Annotated in this window: 21 protein-coding genes; 11 read left to right on the top strand and 10 right to left on the bottom strand. The window is 35.6% G+C overall.

The annotated features are described in order from the left end of the window. Positions 1-49: 49 nt before the first annotated feature. The 3 genes from YWA_RS0108095 to YWA_RS0108085 all read right to left on the bottom strand — a co-directional run bounded on the left by YWA_RS0108095 (position 50) and on the right by YWA_RS0108085 (position 2,905). Complete coding sequence (locus tag YWA_RS0108095; protein ID WP_026718674.1) at positions 50-1,126, bottom strand: ABC transporter permease; 1,077 nt, start codon at positions 1,124-1,126, stop codon at positions 50-52. A 104-nt stretch (positions 1,127-1,230) separates the two neighbouring features. Beyond that, positions 1,231-2,331 carry a BT_3928 family protein gene (locus YWA_RS0108090; protein WP_022828008.1) on the bottom strand — a complete coding sequence of 367 codons (1,101 nt, stop codon included), beginning with the start codon at positions 2,329-2,331 and terminating at the stop codon, positions 1,231-1,233. Between the two features lie 31 nt (positions 2,332-2,362). Further along, entirely contained in the window at positions 2,363-2,905 is a 543-nt protein-coding gene (locus tag YWA_RS0108085; RefSeq protein ID WP_022828007.1) for a DUF1599 domain-containing protein, read from the bottom strand. Positions 2,906-2,997: 92 nt separating this feature from the next. On the opposite strand from YWA_RS0108085, the gene folP reads away from it, so the two are divergent. Beyond that, positions 2,998-3,834 (top strand): dihydropteroate synthase, encoded by an 837-nt coding sequence (gene folP / locus YWA_RS0108080; protein ID WP_026718673.1) that lies wholly within the window; start codon positions 2,998-3,000, stop codon positions 3,832-3,834. Between the two features lie 340 nt (positions 3,835-4,174). Continuing rightward, on the top strand, positions 4,175-4,666 hold the full coding sequence (locus tag YWA_RS0108075; protein WP_022828005.1) for a YqiA/YcfP family alpha/beta fold hydrolase: 492 nt from the start codon (positions 4,175-4,177) through the stop codon (positions 4,664-4,666). Positions 4,667-4,933: 267 nt separating this feature from the next. On the opposite strand, the gene rlmH is transcribed toward YWA_RS0108075, so the two are convergent. Continuing rightward, entirely contained in the window at positions 4,934-5,407 is a 474-nt protein-coding gene (gene rlmH / locus YWA_RS0108070; protein ID WP_022828004.1) for a 23S rRNA (pseudouridine(1915)-N(3))-methyltransferase RlmH, read from the bottom strand. Positions 5,408-5,525: 118 nt separating this feature from the next. On the opposite strand from rlmH, the gene YWA_RS0108065 reads away from it, so the two are divergent. Continuing rightward, complete coding sequence (locus tag YWA_RS0108065; protein ID WP_022828003.1) at positions 5,526-6,323, top strand: ABC transporter substrate-binding protein; 798 nt, start codon at positions 5,526-5,528, stop codon at positions 6,321-6,323. Positions 6,324-6,443: 120 nt separating this feature from the next. Then, entirely contained in the window at positions 6,444-7,220 is a 777-nt protein-coding gene (locus tag YWA_RS0108060) for an alpha/beta fold hydrolase (RefSeq protein ID WP_022828002.1), read from the top strand. 169 nt (positions 7,221-7,389) lie between these two features. Here the strand turns inward: YWA_RS0108060 and YWA_RS0108055 are convergent, their stop codons facing one another. Further along, positions 7,390-8,097: a DUF4197 domain-containing protein gene (locus YWA_RS0108055; protein ID WP_022828001.1), complete on the bottom strand. Its 708-nt coding sequence runs from the start codon at positions 8,095-8,097 to the stop codon at positions 7,390-7,392. Between the two features lie 241 nt (positions 8,098-8,338). Between YWA_RS0108055 and YWA_RS0108050 the strand changes: the two genes are divergently transcribed. Beyond that, positions 8,339-9,817, top strand: a complete 1,479-nt coding sequence (locus YWA_RS0108050) for a catalase (protein ID WP_022828000.1) — start codon at positions 8,339-8,341, stop codon at positions 9,815-9,817. A gap of 273 nt (positions 9,818-10,090) precedes the next feature. Continuing rightward, on the top strand, positions 10,091-13,531 hold the full coding sequence (locus tag YWA_RS0108045; protein WP_022827999.1) for a methylmalonyl-CoA mutase family protein: 3,441 nt from the start codon (positions 10,091-10,093) through the stop codon (positions 13,529-13,531). 130 nt (positions 13,532-13,661) lie between these two features. Here the strand turns inward: YWA_RS0108045 and YWA_RS0108040 are convergent, their stop codons facing one another. The 3 genes from YWA_RS0108040 to YWA_RS0108030 form a co-directional block, all read right to left on the bottom strand. Further along, positions 13,662-14,036 (bottom strand): YchJ family protein, encoded by a 375-nt coding sequence (locus YWA_RS0108040; protein ID WP_022827998.1) that lies wholly within the window; start codon positions 14,034-14,036, stop codon positions 13,662-13,664. 99 nt (positions 14,037-14,135) lie between these two features. Continuing rightward, positions 14,136-14,273: a hypothetical protein gene (locus tag YWA_RS15765; protein WP_022827997.1), complete on the bottom strand. Its 138-nt coding sequence runs from the start codon at positions 14,271-14,273 to the stop codon at positions 14,136-14,138. Beyond that, positions 14,270-14,809 (bottom strand): DUF1543 domain-containing protein, encoded by a 540-nt coding sequence (locus YWA_RS0108030; RefSeq protein ID WP_245557706.1) that lies wholly within the window; start codon positions 14,807-14,809, stop codon positions 14,270-14,272. The genes YWA_RS15765 and YWA_RS0108030 overlap by 4 nt, the downstream gene beginning before the upstream one ends. Before the next feature lie 266 nt (positions 14,810-15,075). On the opposite strand from YWA_RS0108030, the gene YWA_RS0108025 reads away from it, so the two are divergent. The 4 genes from YWA_RS0108025 to YWA_RS0108010 all read left to right on the top strand — a co-directional run bounded on the left by YWA_RS0108025 (position 15,076) and on the right by YWA_RS0108010 (position 16,973). Next, entirely contained in the window at positions 15,076-15,567 is a 492-nt protein-coding gene (locus YWA_RS0108025; RefSeq protein ID WP_022827995.1) for a DUF4920 domain-containing protein, read from the top strand. Continuing rightward, positions 15,567-16,010, top strand: a complete 444-nt coding sequence (locus YWA_RS0108020) for a hypothetical protein (protein ID WP_022827994.1) — start codon at positions 15,567-15,569, stop codon at positions 16,008-16,010. Before YWA_RS0108025 ends, YWA_RS0108020 begins: the two co-directional genes overlap by 1 nt. Next, the gene (mnmD, locus tag YWA_RS0108015; RefSeq protein ID WP_022827993.1) at positions 16,011-16,670 is read left to right on the top strand and encodes a tRNA (5-methylaminomethyl-2-thiouridine)(34)-methyltransferase MnmD; all 660 of its coding nucleotides are present in this window, start codon (positions 16,011-16,013) and stop codon (positions 16,668-16,670) included. A gap of 108 nt (positions 16,671-16,778) precedes the next feature. After that, positions 16,779-16,973: a hypothetical protein gene (locus YWA_RS0108010; protein WP_022827992.1), complete on the top strand. Its 195-nt coding sequence runs from the start codon at positions 16,779-16,781 to the stop codon at positions 16,971-16,973. 26 nt (positions 16,974-16,999) lie between these two features. Here YWA_RS0108010 and YWA_RS0108005 read toward each other — a convergent pair whose 3' ends face one another. Further along, positions 17,000-17,941, bottom strand: a complete 942-nt coding sequence (locus tag YWA_RS0108005) for a LysR substrate-binding domain-containing protein (protein ID WP_022827991.1) — start codon at positions 17,939-17,941, stop codon at positions 17,000-17,002. Between the two features lie 110 nt (positions 17,942-18,051). Between YWA_RS0108005 and YWA_RS0108000 the strand changes: the two genes are divergently transcribed. Beyond that, entirely contained in the window at positions 18,052-18,531 is a 480-nt protein-coding gene (locus tag YWA_RS0108000) for a Dps family protein (protein WP_022827990.1), read from the top strand. 50 nt (positions 18,532-18,581) lie between these two features. Here the strand turns inward: YWA_RS0108000 and YWA_RS0107995 are convergent, their stop codons facing one another. Beyond that, positions 18,582-18,995 carry a thiol-disulfide oxidoreductase DCC family protein gene (locus YWA_RS0107995; protein ID WP_022827989.1) on the bottom strand — a complete coding sequence of 138 codons (414 nt, stop codon included), beginning with the start codon at positions 18,993-18,995 and terminating at the stop codon, positions 18,582-18,584. Between the last annotated feature and the right edge of the window lie 6 nt (positions 18,996-19,001).

Genomic DNA, 19,001 nt, shown 5'->3' with positions numbered 1-19,001 from the left:
CTACTTAAAATGCAAGACAATCGATTTAACATGAAATAAAAAAAATAATTTACTCCAATCTAATTTTCGGATCCAACCAAGCATAAACCAAATCTACCAAAATATTAATTACTACAAAGGTCGTGGCAATCACAATAACGGCTCCCATAATTACGGGTAAGTCTAGTGTGTTAAGGGCTTCTACAATTTCTTTTCCTAAACCGTTCCAACCAAAAATATATTCTACGAAAACCGCACCGGCTAACATGGAAGCAAACCAACCTGAGATTGCAGTAACCACTGGATTTAAAGAGTTTTTAAGTGCGTGTTTTTTGATGATCTGAAATTCGCTCAACCCTTTGGCACGAGCCGTACGAATATAATCCATACTGAAGGTTTCCAGGAGCGAATTCCGCATCAATTGTGTAACGACTCCTAAGGGGCGAATGCCTAAAACAAGGGCAGGTAAAATGATGTTTTTCCACTGTATGTAACGTCCGTTGCCAAAATCATCTACTTCATATAAACTCCCAGTCATGTTGAGGTTCGTGTATTTGTGCAATACAAATCCAAACAACCAAGCAAATAATATCGCGCTGAAAAAGGATGGGACACTCATGCCTAACGTACTGATTAAAGCAATTAATCGATCGATCCAAGTGTTGTGGTATAAAGCGGAAATAATCCCTAGAAGTACGCCAATTCCAATTGCAATCAGAATCGCAAAAAACGCTAATAAAAATGTATTAGGTAACGTATTTCCTATAATATCTGTGACTTTCTTGCCGCTTTTTTGAAAACTTTCCCGCAAATAAGGCGTTTTCAAAGCTACAGTTTGGTTGGCAATGGCAAACAAAGAAACAGCGTTGTATTTCTCTTTGTTGAGGTAGGAATAATTTTCAGGGTTGGTACTGTGAAACGAAATCGGGGAGAGGTCGTTCAAGTAATTCAGGTACTGAATTGATAAAGGTTGGTCAAAACCGTATTTCTTTTTGATGATCGCTAACTGTTCTGAATTTTCGTTTTGATCCAACATCATTCGAGCAGGATCGCCAGGCAAAACCGTAAATAAAAAAAAGATAACAGTAACCACACCTACTAATGTAAGGAGTGCATATCCGATTTTATTTATGAAGTAGCGAAGCATTTAGGAAGTCATCCGTTGTCAGTTATTGGTGGTAATGTGTTTGTAGTATTTTTAGGGAAATAGAAAAGGAGCCGTTCAAATTAAATGAAACGACTCCATTTACTTTATAATTCTAATTGGTCAATGTCGTTGTAATGTACTTTTTGTTTCACAACACCTTTTTCCAAAATCACGATACTTGGATTCGCCCGTTCGATGGTTTTTAAGGTAATTGCGTCTGCAAAATAATAATCGAAAGTAAAGTTGTATTTGGCCATTACTTTAGCAATTACGTCTTGATTTGAAGCCGTCATCCCAATAACTTTATATCCTTTTTGAACCGCTTTTTGTTTTAACGCTTCCAAATGTTTCAAACCAGCATCATTTGCTAATTCTAAATCATAGGTTATAAACAGCATTAATTTTGGCTCAGCCAAGAATTCAGCCGTATGATCGACGTCGTCTTTTTCCATTGTAAAATCATGGATCGGAGGTAAATAACCGGCAGAAATAATGTTGTCTTTTCGGTCTACAAACGTAGCGCCTTCAGGAAGAGCCGTCAAGTCGTTCGCGCTAAATTCCTTGTTAACTCCATTCACGTTATAAATAAACACCATCTCAATAACAGCCGGCTCTGCATCAGCCGGAAATGACATGTCTTCTTCGATATTAGTACCCACTTTATATGCTCTAAAATCTTTTAAAGGCAAGTGATTCAGTACCCAATAGCCCATGAACGAACACAATACAAGTGCGGCAATTACGATAGTGGCGTTAATTTTACCCTTAAATAAAGGATGAATGAATTTTTGATTGAAAAACAAAATCAAGATGAAGAACAATAATACGACGTCTTTAGTAAAGGATTCCCATGGTGTCAATTTCAATGCATCACCGAAGCACCCACAATCCGTTACTTTGTTGAAATATGCCGAATAAAACGTTAGGAACGTAAAGAAGATAATCATCAATAGTAAACTCCAAATCGTAAGCTTACGTTTGAATCCAACCAATAACATCACCCCTAAAACGACTTCTAAAATTACCATAAAAACAGCAATTGCTAAAGCAAGTGGTTCAAGGAACGGTAAGTTTAAAACGGGATCAGAGAAATATTCTTCTAATTTGAAAGCAAATCCAATTGGGTCATTCAATTTTATCAATCCGGAGATGATGAAAAGAATGCCGACAAAAATACGAGAGAATTGGGTGATGATGTTTTTCATGTTTGTTGTTTTTGGCTAAAAAAGGAAGGTATTATAAATGTTTTTGCATCAAAATTAATGCGAATATGGAATAGTTAATCATGTCTTGGTAATTAGCATCAATGCCTTCAGAAACAATTGTTCTGCCTTGATTGTCTTCTATTTGCTTTACGCGAAGTAGTTTTTGTAAAATCAAATCGGTTAGTGAACTCACTCGCATTTCGCGCCAAGCTTCACCGTAATCGTGGTTTTTGTTTTCCATCAACGTTTTGGTCAATTGGATTTTTTCGTCGTAGAAACGAGTGGCTTCTTCTACTTTTAAGTCGGGTTGTTCTACAACACCTAATTCCAACTGGATCAACGCCATCACCGAATAATTGATGATTCCGATGAATTCGCCTGCTTCATCTTCGTCCACTTTTCGAATTTGGTTTTGCTGTAAACTACGAATGCGTTGTGCTTTAATGAAAATTTGATCAGTTAAAGAAGGCAAGCGTAAAATCCGCCAAGCACTTCCGTAATCACTCATTTTATTGATAAAAAGGCTTCGGCAATGGTCGACTATTTTATCGTATTCTTGAGAAGTATTGCTCATTATTGATTTATATTTGTATAAATTTTTTCAAAAATAAGGAATTAAAAACGATTAAGCCAAAAGGAAATCCCAAAGCATAAAAAAAACTTCTGATGACCATAAACTGCAACGGTAGATTGATTGATTTGACCCAGCCCAAAGTAATGGGCATTCTAAATGTAACGCCAAATTCCTTTTTTGACGGTGGAAGATATTCGGATGAAAACGCCATTTTGCAACAGGCAGAAAAGATGCTTTTTGAAGGAGCCACTTTCATAGATATTGGCGCTTATTCAAGTAAACCTAATGCCGAGTACGTTTCTGAAGAAGAAGAAATGGAACGCTTGATTCCAATTGTGAAATTGCTTGTACGTGAATTTCCGGAAATTATACTATCAATTGATACGTTCAGAAGTGCGGTCGCTCAAAATGCAATTGAAGCTGGAGCAGCAATAATCAATGATATTTCGGCGGGAAGTTTAGATGATACGATGATGCAAACGGTGGCGAAATTGAAAGTGCCGTACATCATGATGCACATGAAAGGAACGCCAAAAACAATGCAAAGTTTGACGCAGTACGACGATATTATCAAAGAAATAATGCTGTATTTTGCGCAAAAAATCAGCGAAGCACGACGATTCGGGATTAATGATGTAATCGTCGATCCTGGGTTTGGTTTTGCAAAAACCACTGCACAAAATTTTGAAGTATTGCAGAAAAGCGCGTTGTTTAAAATGCTGGATGTCCCTATTTTAGCAGGATTGTCCCGAAAGTCAATGATCTACAAAACATTAAATGCGACGCCAAAAGAAGCATTAAACGGCACCACCGTTTTAAATACGTTAGCGTTGACAAATGGAGCGAATATTTTGCGAGTACACGATGTGAAAGAAGCAATGGAAACGATTGCGTTGTTTGAAGCTTTTCAAAATACAATCTGGAATTAATACGATTAACATAGCCCGCTGTTTTAACCGTAGATTTTTATAATGTTTGCAGTTAACCATGGTTAAAACCATGGCCCATATTGAGCAACAAATGTTTAGTCGTAACGATCTAAATTCGTGTAAATTCGTGCAATCCGTGTAAACCCTTTGCATAAAACATAAATTATAATTCAAAAATCATAAGTTAAAACCGAGGCCCATATTGAGCAATAAATGTTTAGTTGTAACGATCTAAATTCGTGTAAATCCTTAGTATCAATCATAAATCATAAACCGTAATTCATAAATCATAAATCGTATTTCATAACTCATAACTCATAACTCATAATTTAAAAATCCCATGACCATACTATACCTCCACGGCTTAGAAAGTAAATTGAACCCTGAAAAAAGAGCTGTTTTAGAAGAATTTGGAACCGTAATCGCTCCTGATATGGATTACCACAACAATTCAAAAGTGTACGACGACTTGTTGAAAACGTATAGAGATCAAGCAATTGATTGCATAATTGGAAGTAGTATGGGTGGTTTTATGGGATATTACGTGGCAATGAAATGGGGTTGTCCCGTCTTATTATTTAATCCCGCTTTAACAAAGCGTTCCGCTCACCAAGAAATCCCTGAAATAGATACGCCAAAAGAGAAGCAACGCCTTTCAATTGTTTTAGGTGGAAAAGACGAAGTAGTTCCCGCGGTTTCAAATTTGAAATTCTTTTCAGAACACTTTCGCCCAACCGTCCAAATGAATATTAAAATCCGACCAGAATTAGCACATCAAATTACCTTAGAAGTTTTTAAGGAAGAATGCAGCACATTTTTAAAAAGCTTATAGCGCTATTTCTACCGCGAATTTGCCCTTCATGTATATCCTTTCGCCAACAAACACAAGTATCTTTAAATCTGTGAAAATTTGTGCAATCTGTGTAAAAGACCGACTATACAATCAAATTATTTAGATATTCTTACGGAAGCATGAAATGCATTTTTGAGAAACGCATAGATTTTATTTAGCCACAAATACATGAATTTTTTAATCAATTACAAATAAAATAATTTGCGAAGTTGCAGTTGCTAGTAATTTTTAAATCCGTCTAAAAACCTATTGATGGTGGTAAGGTTCATTTTTCAAAATAGTAAATCCTCGATACAACTGCTCAATAAAAAACAAGCGAACCATCTGATGTGAAAAAGTCATTTTTGACAATGAAATTTTCCCTTGTGCTTTGTTATAAACTGTTTCCGAAAACCCATAAGGACCGCCAATCACAAAAACCAAAGTTTTAATACCGGAATTCATCTTCTTCTGCAATTCATTAGAAAACTCGACACTACTGAAGTTTTTGCCGTTTTCATCTAATAAAATCATTTGGTCGGTTGGAGTGATTTTTGACAGAATCAATTCGCCTTCTTTTTCTTTTTGCTGCAACTCAGATAAGTTTTTTACATTTTTGATGTCAGCGATGACCTCCAAATCAAATTTCACATAAAACGACAAACGTTTTTGATAATCATCCATCAAAGTTTGCAGTTGCTTATTGTCGGTTTTGCCTATGGCGATGAGTTTGATGTTCATGAAAAACTTTTTTAAAGTACAAAGGTGCGGTGTTTTTTATTAAAATGAAAAGCCGATTTCTATTTTGAACGGACTTGTGGGTAATATTGTTTAATTTTGATCCATAAATCCAGAGAAAATGCTCCACTTAAAAGATCCAATCGGTACCGATTTTGAATTAGAATCTACACCACAACGAATTATATCGCTCGTTCCTTCGTTAACAGAAACGTTATGTGACCTAGGATTGGAAGACAAACTGATCGGAATCACTAAATTTTGTGTGCATCCATTTCACTTAAAATCGACTAAAAAAATTATTGGCGGTACAAAGAAAGTACATTATGAGAAAATCCGTTTATTGAACCCCGATTTCATCATTGCCAATAAAGAAGAGAACACGGAAGAAATGGTTGTCGAGTTACGCAAAATTTGTCCGGTTTGGGTAACGGACATTGCTACCGTAGAAGACGTAATGCAGACGATCACTGATTTTGGAAAACTCTTCAACTGCCGAATGGAAGCACGAAAATGGAACGACAAAATAGCCCATAATTTTGCCGATTTCAAATTGTTTAGCGAAACTTTGGAGGTGCGAAAATCGGCTTATTTTATTTGGAAAAATCCATATATGGTGGCCGGAACAGGAACCTTTATTGATGCACTTTTGCAACTCAATAAATTTGACAATTGCTACAAAAACTTAGACCGTTATCCTGAAATTGATCTAGAATCTTTAGAAAAAGAACACGATCCAGAAGTGATTTTGCTATCGTCCGAACCGTATCCTTTTTCGGACGCTGATGCTTTTGAAATTGGCCGAAATACACACCATGCGAAAACCATTTTCGTGGACGGCGAGATGTTTTCTTGGTACGGCACGCGTTTGCATAAATCATTCGACTACTTTAAAAAAATCCACAGTAAATTAGTATAAAATCAGCAACTATCTTTTTTGGAAATTGAAAGTTATTTTCAAGCAGTAAACGAAACTTAAAATTTCAGTAAAGAGCAGTTGGATTGCTTTTTAAATGCTACATTCGCCAAAATTTGATTTGTGTTAAACTATACTATTTTCAGCAACCCCAATAGCGATCAGTGGATTACATTTGTTCATGGAGCAGGTGGGAGTTCTTCTATTTGGTTTAAGCAAATTAGAGATTTTCAAAAACAAGCGAATCTATTACTTTTAGACCTTCGGGGACACGGCGAATCTAAAAATTACAGTTACAAACAACCTTATACCTTTACACTTCTTGCCAACGATATTTACGAAGTTTTAGAACATCTTAAAATTAAAAGTTCGCATTTCGTCGGCATTTCGCTCGGCACGATTTTAATCCGACAGTTGGCAGAACAGCATCCCGACCGAATTCAAAGTATGATTTTAGGAGGTGCAATTTTCAAAATGAATTTCAGATCGCAAGTTTTAATGCGATTGGGAATGGTGTTCCAATATGTAGTGCCTTACTTATGGCTTTATCGTTTCTTTGCTTATGTGATTATGCCGCGGGAAAATCATAAAACAGCCAGGGAATTATTTGTCAATGAAGCTAAAAAAATGAATCAGAAGGAATTTATTAAATGGTTCCGGTTGACAATGGACATCAATCCAATTTTGCGAAAATTTAGGGCTGAAGAGTTAGACATTCCTACCTTATATGTAATGGGCACCGAAGATTATATGTTCTTACCTTCCATAAAATTAATAGTCGCTAAACACCATTCAAGTTCGAAATTAGTTGAAATTGCCAAATGTGGACACGTGGTAAACGTAGATAATGCGGTAAAATTCAATAAAGAAAGTCTAGACTTTATCAACGCCAACCAATAAAAAAAGCTGAAACAAAATGTTCCAGCTTCTAATAAAATCTAACTAACCAAACCAAATCTTATGTAATCTTGAGGCAAAGGTCGGTAATTATTCAATACATCTTGTTAACGCAATGTTAAGTCTATCTTATTGATAACTAAAAATTTAGATACTATGCACGCCTACTGTTTTAGCGATTGTCTTGCATTGCAAAAACGCGTTTCAATAAATCAGAAGTTCGTGCATTTAAATTGGTACGGATGTCTTTTTCTTCCACAGCTATCATTTTAAAAACACCTTCTAAAGCTTTTTCAGTCACGTAATCATTCAAATCAGGGTTCACATCTGCGGTAAGTGGAATCGCATTGTACTTTGTAATAATATTTTTCCACGCTTTATCAGCACCCACTTTTGAAAGCGAATTTTTAATTACAGGATTAAATTTACCATACAAAGCTTTATTGGTTGTGCTTTGCAAATATAAAGTTGCTGAATTGTTACTACCTAACAAAATATTTTTTGCATCCATAAAGGTCATATTTCTTACCGCATCTACAAAAATAGGTGTGGCTTCTTTCACCGCATCTTCGGCTGCACGATTTAAAAGCTTGATTCCTTCATCCGCGAGACTCCCGAGGCCAATGTCACGCAAACCTTTGTCTACTTTTTGCAATTCAGCAGGAAGTAAAATTTTTACCGCTTGATTTTTGTAGAAACCGTCTGTTGATGTCAGTTTTTTTACTTCTTTGTCAATACCGTTATTCAAGGCCTCTTTAAGTCCGGAAGCAATTTCGGCATTTCCTAATCCACCTATTCCTGGATATTGCGAGGCGATTTGCTGTAATTCTGCACAACCAAATAGTCCAAATGCGACGATACCAAATAATACTTTTTTCATAATGTTTTTTAACAAATATAAGGGAATGTGCCTTAATTTGAATTGTGAATAGGAATTTATTAACACCATATTGCTTCTAAATGAAGTATCTTAGATATATAATAATAGCCTGTCGCTATGAATAAATAAAATCAATCGATTTTATCTATAATTATAAAAATAATTTATGACGTACCTTTGATTATATAAAAATTGAGATTGAATTTTAAAACAAATAAAAACATTTAAAATAAAGTATACCATGAATAATGATAACAAATTAACAACAGTAGGAGGAACGCCTGTTCCTGATAATCAGAACACAATGACGGCCGGAAAAAGAGGTCCAGTTTTACTACAAGACTTTTGGTTTTTAGAAAAAATGGCGCACTTTGATCGTGAAGTTATTCCAGAACGAAGAATGCATGCCAAAGGTTCAGGTGCTTTTGGAACCTTTACAGTTACCCACGATATTACGCAATATACAAAAGCGAAAATATTCTCAGAAATTGGGAAGAAAACGGACATGATTGCTCGATTTTCTACTGTTGCAGGAGAACGAGGAGCAGCTGATGCAGAACGCGATATTCGTGGTTTTGCCTTGAAATTTTATACTGAAGAAGGAAATTGGGATTTGGTGGGTAACAATACACCGGTATTCTTTATGCGGGATCCAATGAAGTTTCCCGATTTAAACCACGCCGTAAAAAGAGATCCACGAACCAACATGCGAAGTGCCGATAACAATTGGGATTTCTGGACATTGCTTCCGGAAGCTTTGCACCAAGTTACTATATTGATGAGCGACCGCGGTTTACCAAAATCATACCGAACCATGCACGGTTTTGGAAGTCATACTTTTAGTTTTATCAATGCGAATAACGAGCGGTTCTGGATTAAAATTCACATGAAATCCCAACAAGGAATTGAAAATTTATCAGATGAAGAAGCGGCAGCACTTGTTGGTTCCGACCGTGAAAGCCACCAACGCGATTTAATGAATGCAATTGACGAGAAAAATTTTCCAAAATGGAAAATGTACGTTCAAGTAATGCCCGAACAAGATGCGAAAACATACCACATTCATCCGTTTGATTTGACAAAAGTCTGGCCACATGGCGATTATCCACTGATTCCTGTGGGTGAATTTGAACTGAACCGCAATCCGGAAAATTATTTTGCACAAATCGAGCAATTGGCGTTCAATCCAGCGAACATTGTTCCAGGTATTGGATTTTCACCGGATAAAATGTTGCAAGGTCGACTGTTTTCTTACGGAGATGCACAACGGTACCGATTAGGCGTCAATCATTACCAAATTCCAGTAAACACTCCAAAATGTCCGTACCACAGTTTTCACCGTGATGGCGCCATGCGTGTCGATGGAAATTACGGATCAGCAGTAAGTTACGAACCCAACAGTTTTGGACAATGGAAAGAACAACCGGAACATAAAGAACCGCCGTTAGAATTAGAAGGTATGGCTTATGCTTACGAGTTTAGAGAAGACGACGCGGATTACTTTTCACAACCCGGAAACTTATTCCGTTTGCTAAAAGAGGACAAAAAAGCATTGTTATTTAAGAATACAGCAGCTCAAGTAGGAGGTGCTCAGAAATTCATCCAAGTCCGACACATTCGAAATTGCTTCAAAGCCGATCCTGCTTACGGAACTGGTGTTGCAAATGCCTTGGGAATGAGAATGGATGAGGTGGATGCTTTTACCGATTCAAGATTATAAATTTTAGTGAATGAAATGTAAAGCGTCCCTCGGGGCGCTTTTTTTTTCTCATTATTTTGCGATTTATTATAAAAATGGTTGAAAACTTGTCTTTAATTTAAAGCAAACCATATCTGTTTTTAAGGAATTTCAGATTCTGATTTATGTTGAAATTTTATCAAATGTGGTAGAAGTTGGCCTGGAAAACAACCGCTGTAAACTGCGCTTAAATTATTCGCTTAAAAATTTTATAATTCGTAAATTGCGAACTTAAATTTTACTTTGAAATTCGATATGGAACAAGCAACACCTTATATACCTATAAATAAAGTCCGAATTGTTACTGCAGCAGCACTTTTTGACGGACACGATGCCGCAATCAATATCATGCGTCGTATTATCCAGTCAACAGGAGTGGAAGTAATCCACTTAGGGCACGACCGAAGTGTGGAAGAAGTAGTAAATACTGCGATCCAAGAAGATGCAAATGCAATAGCAATCACTTCGTACCAAGGAGGCCACAACGAATATTTTAAATACATGTACGATCTTTTGAAAGAAAAAGGAGCGGGACATATTAAAATTTTTGGTGGTGGAGGTGGTGTAATTCTTCCGGTCGAAATCAAAGATTTGCAAGACTACGGAATCACCCGAATTTACGCTCCAGATGATGGACGTGAATTGGGACTGCAAGGAATGATTAATGATTTAGTTCAAAAAGCAGATTATCCAATAGGTGACGTTTTGAAAGACGAAGCCAAACATTTAGAATCGAAAAACCCAAGAGCCATCGCTCGCGTAATTTCTGCCGCAGAAAATTTCCCTGAAATTGCGAAAGAAACTATGGACAAAATCCATACGCTGAATGAATCTTCTAAAATTCCGGTATTGGGAATTACGGGAACAGGTGGTTCAGGAAAATCATCTTTAGTAGACGAATTAGTACGTCGATTCCTAATTGATTTTCCAGAAAAAACAATTGGATTAATTTCTGTTGACCCTTCTAAAAGAAAAACCGGTGGAGCTTTATTAGGAGATCGAATCCGAATGAACGCCATCAATAACCCAAGAGTTTATATGCGTTCGTTGGCTACACGTCAATCGAATTTAGCTTTATCAAAATACGTAGCGGAAGCGATTCAAGTTTTGAAAGCTGCAAAATACGATTTGATCGTTATTGAAACTTCAGGAATCGGACAGAGTGATACGGAGATCATGGATCATTCTGATGTTTCCTTATATGTAATGACCCCTGAATTTGGTGCGGCAACCCAATTAGAGAAAATCGACATGCTTGATTTTGCTGATTTAGTAGCCATAAATAAATTCGACAAACGCGGTTCACTTGATGCCTTGCGTGATGTGAAAAAACAATTCCAACGAAACCATAATCTGTGGGATGCCAATCCAAATGATTTACCAGTTTTCGGAACAATCGCTTCGCAGTTCAACGATCCAGGAATGAATACGTTGTACAAAGCGATAATGGATAAAATCGTAGAGAAAACCGAATCTACTTTGGTTTCTACCTTTGAAATCACGCGAGAAATGAGCGAAAAGATTTTCGTTATTCCACCACACCGTACCCGTTACCTTTCGGAAATTGCAGAAAGCAACAGAAAATATGACGAAACGGCTTTGGGCCAACAAAAAGTAGCTCAGAAACTATACGGTATTTATAAAACGATTGAAAGTGTTACAGGCAAAGCTCCTGAGATCAATAAAATTGGAATTGATGATGATTCTGTGTATTCGAGTGCAAAAGAAGAAGACAATCAGGACCGCATTTTCTTAAATTTACTACTGAATCAATTTGACAAAGTCAAAATGGATCTAGATGCGTACAATTGGGAAATGATTTTGACTTGGGACGAAAAAGTCAACAAATACAAGAATCCAGTATATTCGTTTAAAGTGCGTGATAAAGAAATTAAAATCGCAACCCATACCGAATCGCTTTCACATTCTCAAATTCCAAAAATCGCTTTGCCAAAGTACGAAGCTTGGGGTGATATTTTAAAATGGAATTTACAAGAAAATGTACCAGGAGAATTCCCTTTTACATCAGGATTGTATCCGTTCAAAAGAGAAGGCGAAGATCCTTCACGAATGTTTGCTGGAGAAGGCGGACCAGAACGAACAAACCGTCGTTTTCATTATGTTAGTGCGGGATTACCTGCAAAACGATTGTCAACCGCTTTTGACAGTGTGACTTTATACGGAAACGATCCGCATTTACGACCTGATATTTATGGGAAAATTGGAAATGCAGGAGTTTCAATTTGTTGTTTAGACGACGCTAAAAAGTTGTATTCTGGATTTAATTTGGCACACCCATTGACTTCGGTAAGTATGACAATTAATGGTCCAGCACCAATGCTGTTGGGCTTTTTTATGAATGCCGCCATCGATCAACAATGTGAATTATACATTAAAGAAAATGGTTTAGAAGCAGAAGTAGAGTCTAAGATTAAAGCGATTTACAAGAAAAAAGGATTGCCAAGACCGCAGTACAATGGAGCACTTCCAGAAGGAAATAACGGTTTGGGACTAATGCTTTTAGGAGTTACCGGTGATTTAGTGTTGCCAAATGAGGTGTATCAAGAAATTAAAGTACGCACGCTGTCACAAGTTCGTGGAACCGTTCAAGCGGATATTTTAAAAGAAGATCAAGCTCAAAACACGTGTATTTTCTCCACAGAATTTGCCTTGCGTTTAATGGGTGACGTTCAGGAATATTTCATTAAAAACAACATTCGTAATTTCTACTCGGTTTCAATTTCAGGATACCACATCGCAGAAGCGGGTGCCAATCCAATTACACAGTTGGCATTCACGCTAGCAAACGGATTTACGTATGTGGAATATTACTTGAGCCGAGGAATGAACATCAACGATTTCGGACCCAACCTTTCGTTTTTCTTCTCGAACGGAATTGATCCAGAATATGCTGTAATCGGTCGTGTGGCGCGTAAGATTTGGGCAAAAGCCTTGAAAACGAAATACGGAGCGAACGAAAGAGCACAAATGTTGAAATACCACATTCAAACTTCAGGTCGCTCTTTACATGCTCAAGAAATTGACTTTAATGATATACGTACGACATTGCAAGCGTTGTATGCAATTTACGACAATTGTAACTCATTGCATACCAATGCATATGACGAAGCAATTACGACTCCAACAGAAGAATCGGTTCGTCGTGCGATGGCAATCCAGTTGATTATCAATAAAGAATTAGGTTTGGCAAAAAACGAAAATCCTATTCAAGGATCATTCATCATTGAAGAATTAACAGATTTAGTTGAAAATGCAGTTTTGATGGAATTTGACCGTCTTACTGAAAGAGGTGGCGTTTTAGGTGCGATGGAAACGATGTACCAACGTTCTAAAATTCAAGAAGAAAGTATGTACTACGAAATGTTAAAACATACCGGCGAATTCCCAATTATTGGTGTAAATACGTTCTTGAGTTCAAAAGGATCACCAACAGTTATTCCTGCTGAAGTGATTCGTGCAAGCGAAGAAGAAAAACAATTTCAGATTACAACACTTGATAATTTACATAAATTCTACAAAGACGAAACGGCAGCACAATTGACGATTATTCAAGACGCCGCAATCAACAATCAAAATATGTTTGCTGAATTAATGGAAGCGACGAAGATTTGCTCTTTAGGGGAAATTACGGCTTCGTTATTTGAAGTTGGTGGTCAGTATAGAAGAAATATGTAAGCAGAAAACCATTTTATTTGCATAAGAAAATGTGTGAATCGCTGATCCCGATTTTTATCCGGATCTTTTTTCAAAAAAAATAATATAAAAATTAGAGTAAAAACCTTTCAGCAATGAAAGGTTTTCTCATTTAAAAGAAAATCCCATCTACATAAAACCAACTCCCATTTTCAAAACTAAACGTAGATTTTTCGTGGTGAATGGTCGCTTTCAGGTTTCCATCTAAATAATATGCTTTGAATTCGATGGTATATATTTCAGAGGAAATAATTTCTAACTTCAGCCAGTGGTTTGCTTGTGACCACTGCAGGATATCTTCTTTCTGATGCAGTTTTCGAGTAGAAATGTCCGTGGTTGCCACTAAATAATCAGCATCATGGATGCAATAAGCAGTATACCGCGAACGCATCAATTTCTCGGCTGTCGTTGCTTTATGAGCGCCTTCTATAATTGGTTTGCAGCATTTTTCAAAAACGAATTCTGATCCGCAATAACAGTTTTTCATTTTATATTTTATAATTTTAAAATTCAGCTTTTTGAAAGAGATAGCTGTTTTTAATCCAAAACTCTTTCAAACATATAACTTACAACCTAGAACCTACAACTATTTTTTCTCGTTAAACTTTCTTGTAATTTCCTTCAGCTTTTCTTTGCGAGAAACGGCTGCTTGCTTGACTTTTGCTTGTTCTTTATGCAACTTATCATTGTGCTTTTTTATATTCTTCTCCGTATTTCTACTCATAATTTTTTTAATTTTAAATAGCCAATATGCAGTTCGTCCTCGTGTTGCGGTTGTACTAAAGGTAAGATTTTCAATTGATACGTTGATTTTATTTCAATAGGAAGTAAATCGGCAACTTTGTGAAAGTCATCGATATCAATTCCGTACGTATCGTCGATATGTGAAACGGCTCCTTTGAATCCACAATGTTTGTAAAAAGTTGTTTTTTTTGATTTCTTTATAGCTTTCGACAAATCTAGCGCGACCGTCACTACTTTATAATGATATTCTTCAAACTCGCCTTCCTTGTAACCGCCTAAATTTAGAAAATATAAATTATTTTCAGAATGTACTTCTTCTTTTTTTGGAATAACTTCGATGGAGAAACCGTCTGCGGTCGTAATTTCACGCCAAACGTCGATATGCAGTTTCCCTTTGGCTTCAGGCCAAAATCGATTCATCTGCGGAATTAATTCACGCATATTTTCTGCAATTCCAAAGAAGACATCATGTTGTTCCGTCACACGTCCTTTCGGTATACAACCAAGTAACACCATGAAAAGTTTTGGATTTTCTACCATATTACAAATATACGTGAACAGGATAAAATTTAATACTGTTATTTACTGCTTAATCTAAATGATTTGCTTTCACCTTACTTTTTTAGTACTGTATTTAGGTTGCAAGGAAATATACGTTAACTAAATTATATAACAATTTGATTCTAAAGGTTAAATTTGCTTTTTACATAAATTAATTACACAAATAGTACATATTTAAATAATCTGTCTATTTTTGTTTTAAATATATCAATTTGAAAATTATGAAAAATATCTTAATACTATCGTGCGCTTTATTAGTGCTAATCAGTTGTAAAGACGAACAAAAGCAAATAGTGGCTGAAAAACAAGCTACGTATGAAAGTTTTGGTGAAAAAATTGCAGCTGACGACGCATTAACTTCTGAAGAAATGTTGAGGAAATACCAAGATTTAAAACCTGGAGATACGATTGATGTGAAGTTCAAATCGGAAATCAAAGAAGTATGTAAAAAGAAAGGATGTTGGATGTCAATTGCGCTTCCAGGAGACGAAGAAACGTTTGTAAAATTCAAAGATTATGAATTTTTTGTTCCCAAAAACGCTGATAAAAGCATTACGATTTTAAGTGGAAAAGCCTTTATTGACAGCGTTTCCGTAAACCAATTGAGGCATTACGCTAAAGATGGCGGAAAATCTGAGACAGAAATTGCACAAATTACCGCTCCAGAAGTAAAATATGGTTTCGAAGCAAATGGAGTTTTGATTCAGAAATAATGAAAAATTTTATATTAGTTGTACTGGTTGCGTTGGTTTTATTTTCTTGTAAAAATGAGGATATAGAATCTTGTGATAAAGAGGAAGCTAAGCAATCTACTAAAAATTTCGACATGTACGAAATGTCAGAGATGGCCTCGTTAATGGAGCAAATGTACAAAGACAATGAAATTTTAAAAGAGCGGATTAAAAAAGGCGATACCATTGGTAAATTTCCAAATCATTTCTTAAAAATTCACTCGTCAGTTATGACTGATGAACAAGAGAATGACGCATTTTTTAAAGCACAAGCAAATCACTTTATTCGTTCACAAGAATTGATTTACGAAGATCCTAAAAATGCAAAAGAACATTTTAATTCGGGAATTGACGCCTGTATTCAATGCCACGAAGTAAAATGTGGCGGACCAATTCCAAGAATCAAAAAACTGTATATTAAATAAATGAAAAGAGAAATTGTTCAAACATCTGATGGTTCTACTACAATATATCTCCCTGAATGGGAAGAAAATTACCATTCGAAACATGGAGCCATTCAAGAAGCTAAACACGTTTTTATAAAAAATGGTTTTTCACAATTTAAGGTAGAAGAGCTGTCTATTTTAGAAATTGGTTTCGGAACAGGATTAAACGCCTTTATTACTTTTCTTGAAGCGAAGATAAATGCTGTAAAGATACATTACACTGGAGTAGAAGCCTATCCTGTCGAATTTAACGAAATTGAACAAATGAATTACGTTGTTGAACTTCAAGCAACTGATTTTGAGCAGGAATTTGAAAAAATGCATACCTGTGAATGGAATTCAAATGTTAAAATTTCAGAGACTTTCTACCTTAACAAGCGGAAGCAATTTTTTAATGAAATTAATGACGCGGAAGCTTTTGATCTGATTTATTTTGATGCGTTTGGTTACCGAGTGCAACCAGAACTTTGGAGTACTGAAATCTTTCAAAAGATGTATAACGCTTTAAAACTAGGTGGAGTTCTTGTGACTTATGCCGCAAGAGGTGTTGTGAAAAGAAGCATGATTGAAGTTGGTTTCTCTGTTGAAAAGTTAGCAGGACCTCCGGGAAAAAGAGAAATGTTTCGCGCTTCTAAATAATTTCTTTAACACTACTGTTTGTTTTTATTAACGTTTCACATGTTTAAGCTATTGCAAAATTGATTAAATTTGAGTTCATCAATTGTAAAAAACAGGAAGTCGGAAATTATGAAGAAAACCATGTTCAGTTACACTAAGAATGTTTTGGAAAGAGTCAGCTTTGATCCATTACTATTTTGCAAGGAAGTTAGAAAAGCACTTGTCAATTTATTGCCGTACGAAATCGAACAATTGAAAGATTGGTTGATGCAATACACGGAAGAAAAACCAGAATTACAACATTGTCAATTACTATTAAATTAAGTTAAAGGAGCTTTTTAGCTCCTTTTTTATTTTTTAGCTAATGGGCTAATAATTTGCACATTATGAAAAGCGATTGCTCCTTTAACAACTCCAGCAATTGTATTGCGTAAAGCATCAATAATGTGAATTTTTAATTCTGTTTTTGGAAATATCAGACTCACTTCTCGAGCCGGTTTTGGTTCTACAAAATGATGCAAGTGTTTCTTGTCTCTTTCGTTCAAGTCCAAAGTATGTAAGAATGGGAGTAAAGTAGTGCCCAATCCTTCATTAGCTAGTTTTATCAAAGTTTCAAAACTACCGCTTTCCAATTGAAAAGAACTTCCCGTACTTGTTCCTGAATTTTTACATAAGTTTAAAATTCCATCTCTAAAACAGTGTCCATCTTGCAAGAGTAAAATCTCGTCGATATTTAAATCGCTAATTTCAATTTCTTTCTTATCTGCAATTTTATGACTATCAGGAATATAAGCCATAAAAGGTTCGTAATACAATACAATTTCCTTTAACTTCTCTTCTTGTAAAGGAGTAGAAGCAATTGCAGCATCTAGATGTCCATTCTTGAGTCTGTTGATAATTTCATCGGTATTGAGTTCCTCAATAATCAACTTCACTTTTGGATACTTCTTAATGAAATTGTTCAAAAACATTGGAAGTAAAGTGGGCATAATCGTAGGAATAATTCCCAATCTAAATTCACCACCAATAAAACCTTTTTGATGTTCTACAATGTCTTTGATCCGATCCGCTTCAATGATAATATTTTTTGCTTGTGCGACAATTTTCTCGCCCACTTCTGTCAACTGAATTGGTTTCTTCGTACGGTCAAAGATTTGAATTTTTAATTCCTCTTCAATTTTCTGAATTTGCATACTCAATGTAGGTTGGGTTACAAAACATTTTTCGGCTGCTAAAGTGAAATTTCGGTGTTCCGCGACAGCAAGAACATAGTGCAATTGAGTAATTGTCATTATATCATATTTTTAGCAAATTTAAGAAAACTATAAGTTTTGGTTATACTTAAAATGGTAAATATTTTGTAATTTTAAGGTAGAAAATTTTTAACCATTAAAATACAAATATGAAAACGAATATTTTAGGATTACCCGTGAAAGAATCAGCAGAAATGGTAACAGAACTAAACGTTCTATTATCGAACTTCCAAGTATATTACCAAAACTTAAGAGGAATTCACTGGAACATTCGCGGAAAACGATTTTTTGAATTACATGTTAAATTTGAAGAATTATACAACGATGCACAATTAAAAGTAGATATGGTTGCCGAACGGATTTTGACAATTGGCGGAAAACCATTGCATACGTTTGAAGATTATATCAAACACAATAAATTGAAAGTGGGTAAAGACATTTCGAATGATGAAAAAGCAGTTCAATTAATTATTGATTCTTTATCTGATTTACTGAAAATTGAACGTTCGATATTGAATAAATCAGACGATATTCATGATGAAGGAACAAACGCTTTAATGAGTGATTTTATTGCCGAACAGGAAAAAACCGTTTGGATGATGAGAGCTTGGGCTGAAGAAAGTTTGTAATTCCAAGTTCATAATAACAGAAAAGCCGTTTCAACTGAAACGGCTTTTTTTTATGCTAAAAACTTTTCTTTTAATTCCGGTGTAGGAATCAGACATGCATCTTTTTTTCCATACCATTTATAGCGGTTTCTCGCCACATAATCATAAATTGGATTTCGTAAACTTGAAGGGATTATTTTAAAAATAATGGACCATTTCAAAAAACCATTCAAATCCTTTACAATTTCCAATGCGGCATCGGATTTATAAAAATAAGCGATTCCGGGTTCGTACAAAATAATACTGTCCATTTTAGAGGTATCCACTTTTAGATAACTTAAAATTTCTTTACCCAAATCTGATTGCAAAGGAACGAATCTAAATACATCTTTCTTATCGTGTTTAATTACGTATTGAACCGCATTGTCGCACAAATTGCAAACGCCATCAAACAGAATAATCTTTTTATTTTCGGGTAAATTCATCGTAAT

Origin of the sequence: Flavobacterium antarcticum DSM 19726 (genome assembly GCF_000419685.1) — a bacterium.
Lineage (GTDB): Bacteria > Bacteroidota > Bacteroidia > Flavobacteriales > Flavobacteriaceae > Flavobacterium > Flavobacterium antarcticum.
Note: the sequence above shows the minus strand (reverse complement) of the source record. Positions and strands in the feature narration are given on the sequence as shown.

What these genes read in the sequence shown, in the direction of transcription:
- YWA_RS0108055 (WP_022828001.1), bottom strand. Translation starts at nt 8,097, where the DNA reads ATGAAAAAAGTATTATTTGGTATCGTCGCATTTGGACTATTTGGTTGT.
- YWA_RS15765 (WP_022827997.1), bottom strand. Translation starts at nt 14,273, where the DNA reads ATGAGTAGAAATACGGAGAAGAATATAAAAAAGCACAATGATAAGTTG.
- rlmH (WP_022828004.1), bottom strand. Translation starts at nt 5,407, where the DNA reads ATGAACATCAAACTCATCGCCATAGGCAAAACCGACAATAAGCAACTG.
- YWA_RS0108085 (WP_022828007.1), bottom strand. Translation starts at nt 2,905, where the DNA reads ATGAGCAATACTTCTCAAGAATACGATAAAATAGTCGACCATTGCCGA.
- YWA_RS0107995 (WP_022827989.1), bottom strand. Translation starts at nt 18,995, where the DNA reads ATGAATTTACCCGAAAATAAAAAGATTATTCTGTTTGATGGCGTTTGC.
- YWA_RS0108050 (WP_022828000.1), top strand. Translation starts at nt 8,339, where the DNA reads ATGAATAATGATAACAAATTAACAACAGTAGGAGGAACGCCTGTTCCT.
- YWA_RS0108065 (WP_022828003.1), top strand. Translation starts at nt 5,526, where the DNA reads ATGCTCCACTTAAAAGATCCAATCGGTACCGATTTTGAATTAGAATCT.
- folP (WP_026718673.1), top strand. Translation starts at nt 2,998, where the DNA reads ATGACCATAAACTGCAACGGTAGATTGATTGATTTGACCCAGCCCAAA.
- mnmD (WP_022827993.1), top strand. Translation starts at nt 16,011, where the DNA reads ATGAAAAGAGAAATTGTTCAAACATCTGATGGTTCTACTACAATATAT.
- YWA_RS0108090 (WP_022828008.1), bottom strand. Translation starts at nt 2,331, where the DNA reads ATGAAAAACATCATCACCCAATTCTCTCGTATTTTTGTCGGCATTCTT.
- YWA_RS0108010 (WP_022827992.1), top strand. Translation starts at nt 16,779, where the DNA reads ATGAAGAAAACCATGTTCAGTTACACTAAGAATGTTTTGGAAAGAGTC.
- YWA_RS0108040 (WP_022827998.1), bottom strand. Translation starts at nt 14,036, where the DNA reads ATGAAAAACTGTTATTGCGGATCAGAATTCGTTTTTGAAAAATGCTGC.
- YWA_RS0108025 (WP_022827995.1), top strand. Translation starts at nt 15,076, where the DNA reads ATGAAAAATATCTTAATACTATCGTGCGCTTTATTAGTGCTAATCAGT.
- YWA_RS0108020 (WP_022827994.1), top strand. Translation starts at nt 15,567, where the DNA reads ATGAAAAATTTTATATTAGTTGTACTGGTTGCGTTGGTTTTATTTTCT.
- YWA_RS0108095 (WP_026718674.1), bottom strand. Translation starts at nt 1,126, where the DNA reads ATGCTTCGCTACTTCATAAATAAAATCGGATATGCACTCCTTACATTA.
- YWA_RS0108030 (WP_245557706.1), bottom strand. Translation starts at nt 14,809, where the DNA reads ATGGTGTTACTTGGTTGTATACCGAAAGGACGTGTGACGGAACAACAT.
- YWA_RS0108000 (WP_022827990.1), top strand. Translation starts at nt 18,052, where the DNA reads ATGAAAACGAATATTTTAGGATTACCCGTGAAAGAATCAGCAGAAATG.
- YWA_RS0108005 (WP_022827991.1), bottom strand. Translation starts at nt 17,941, where the DNA reads ATGACAATTACTCAATTGCACTATGTTCTTGCTGTCGCGGAACACCGA.
- YWA_RS0108045 (WP_022827999.1), top strand. Translation starts at nt 10,091, where the DNA reads ATGGAACAAGCAACACCTTATATACCTATAAATAAAGTCCGAATTGTT.
- YWA_RS0108075 (WP_022828005.1), top strand. Translation starts at nt 4,175, where the DNA reads ATGACCATACTATACCTCCACGGCTTAGAAAGTAAATTGAACCCTGAA.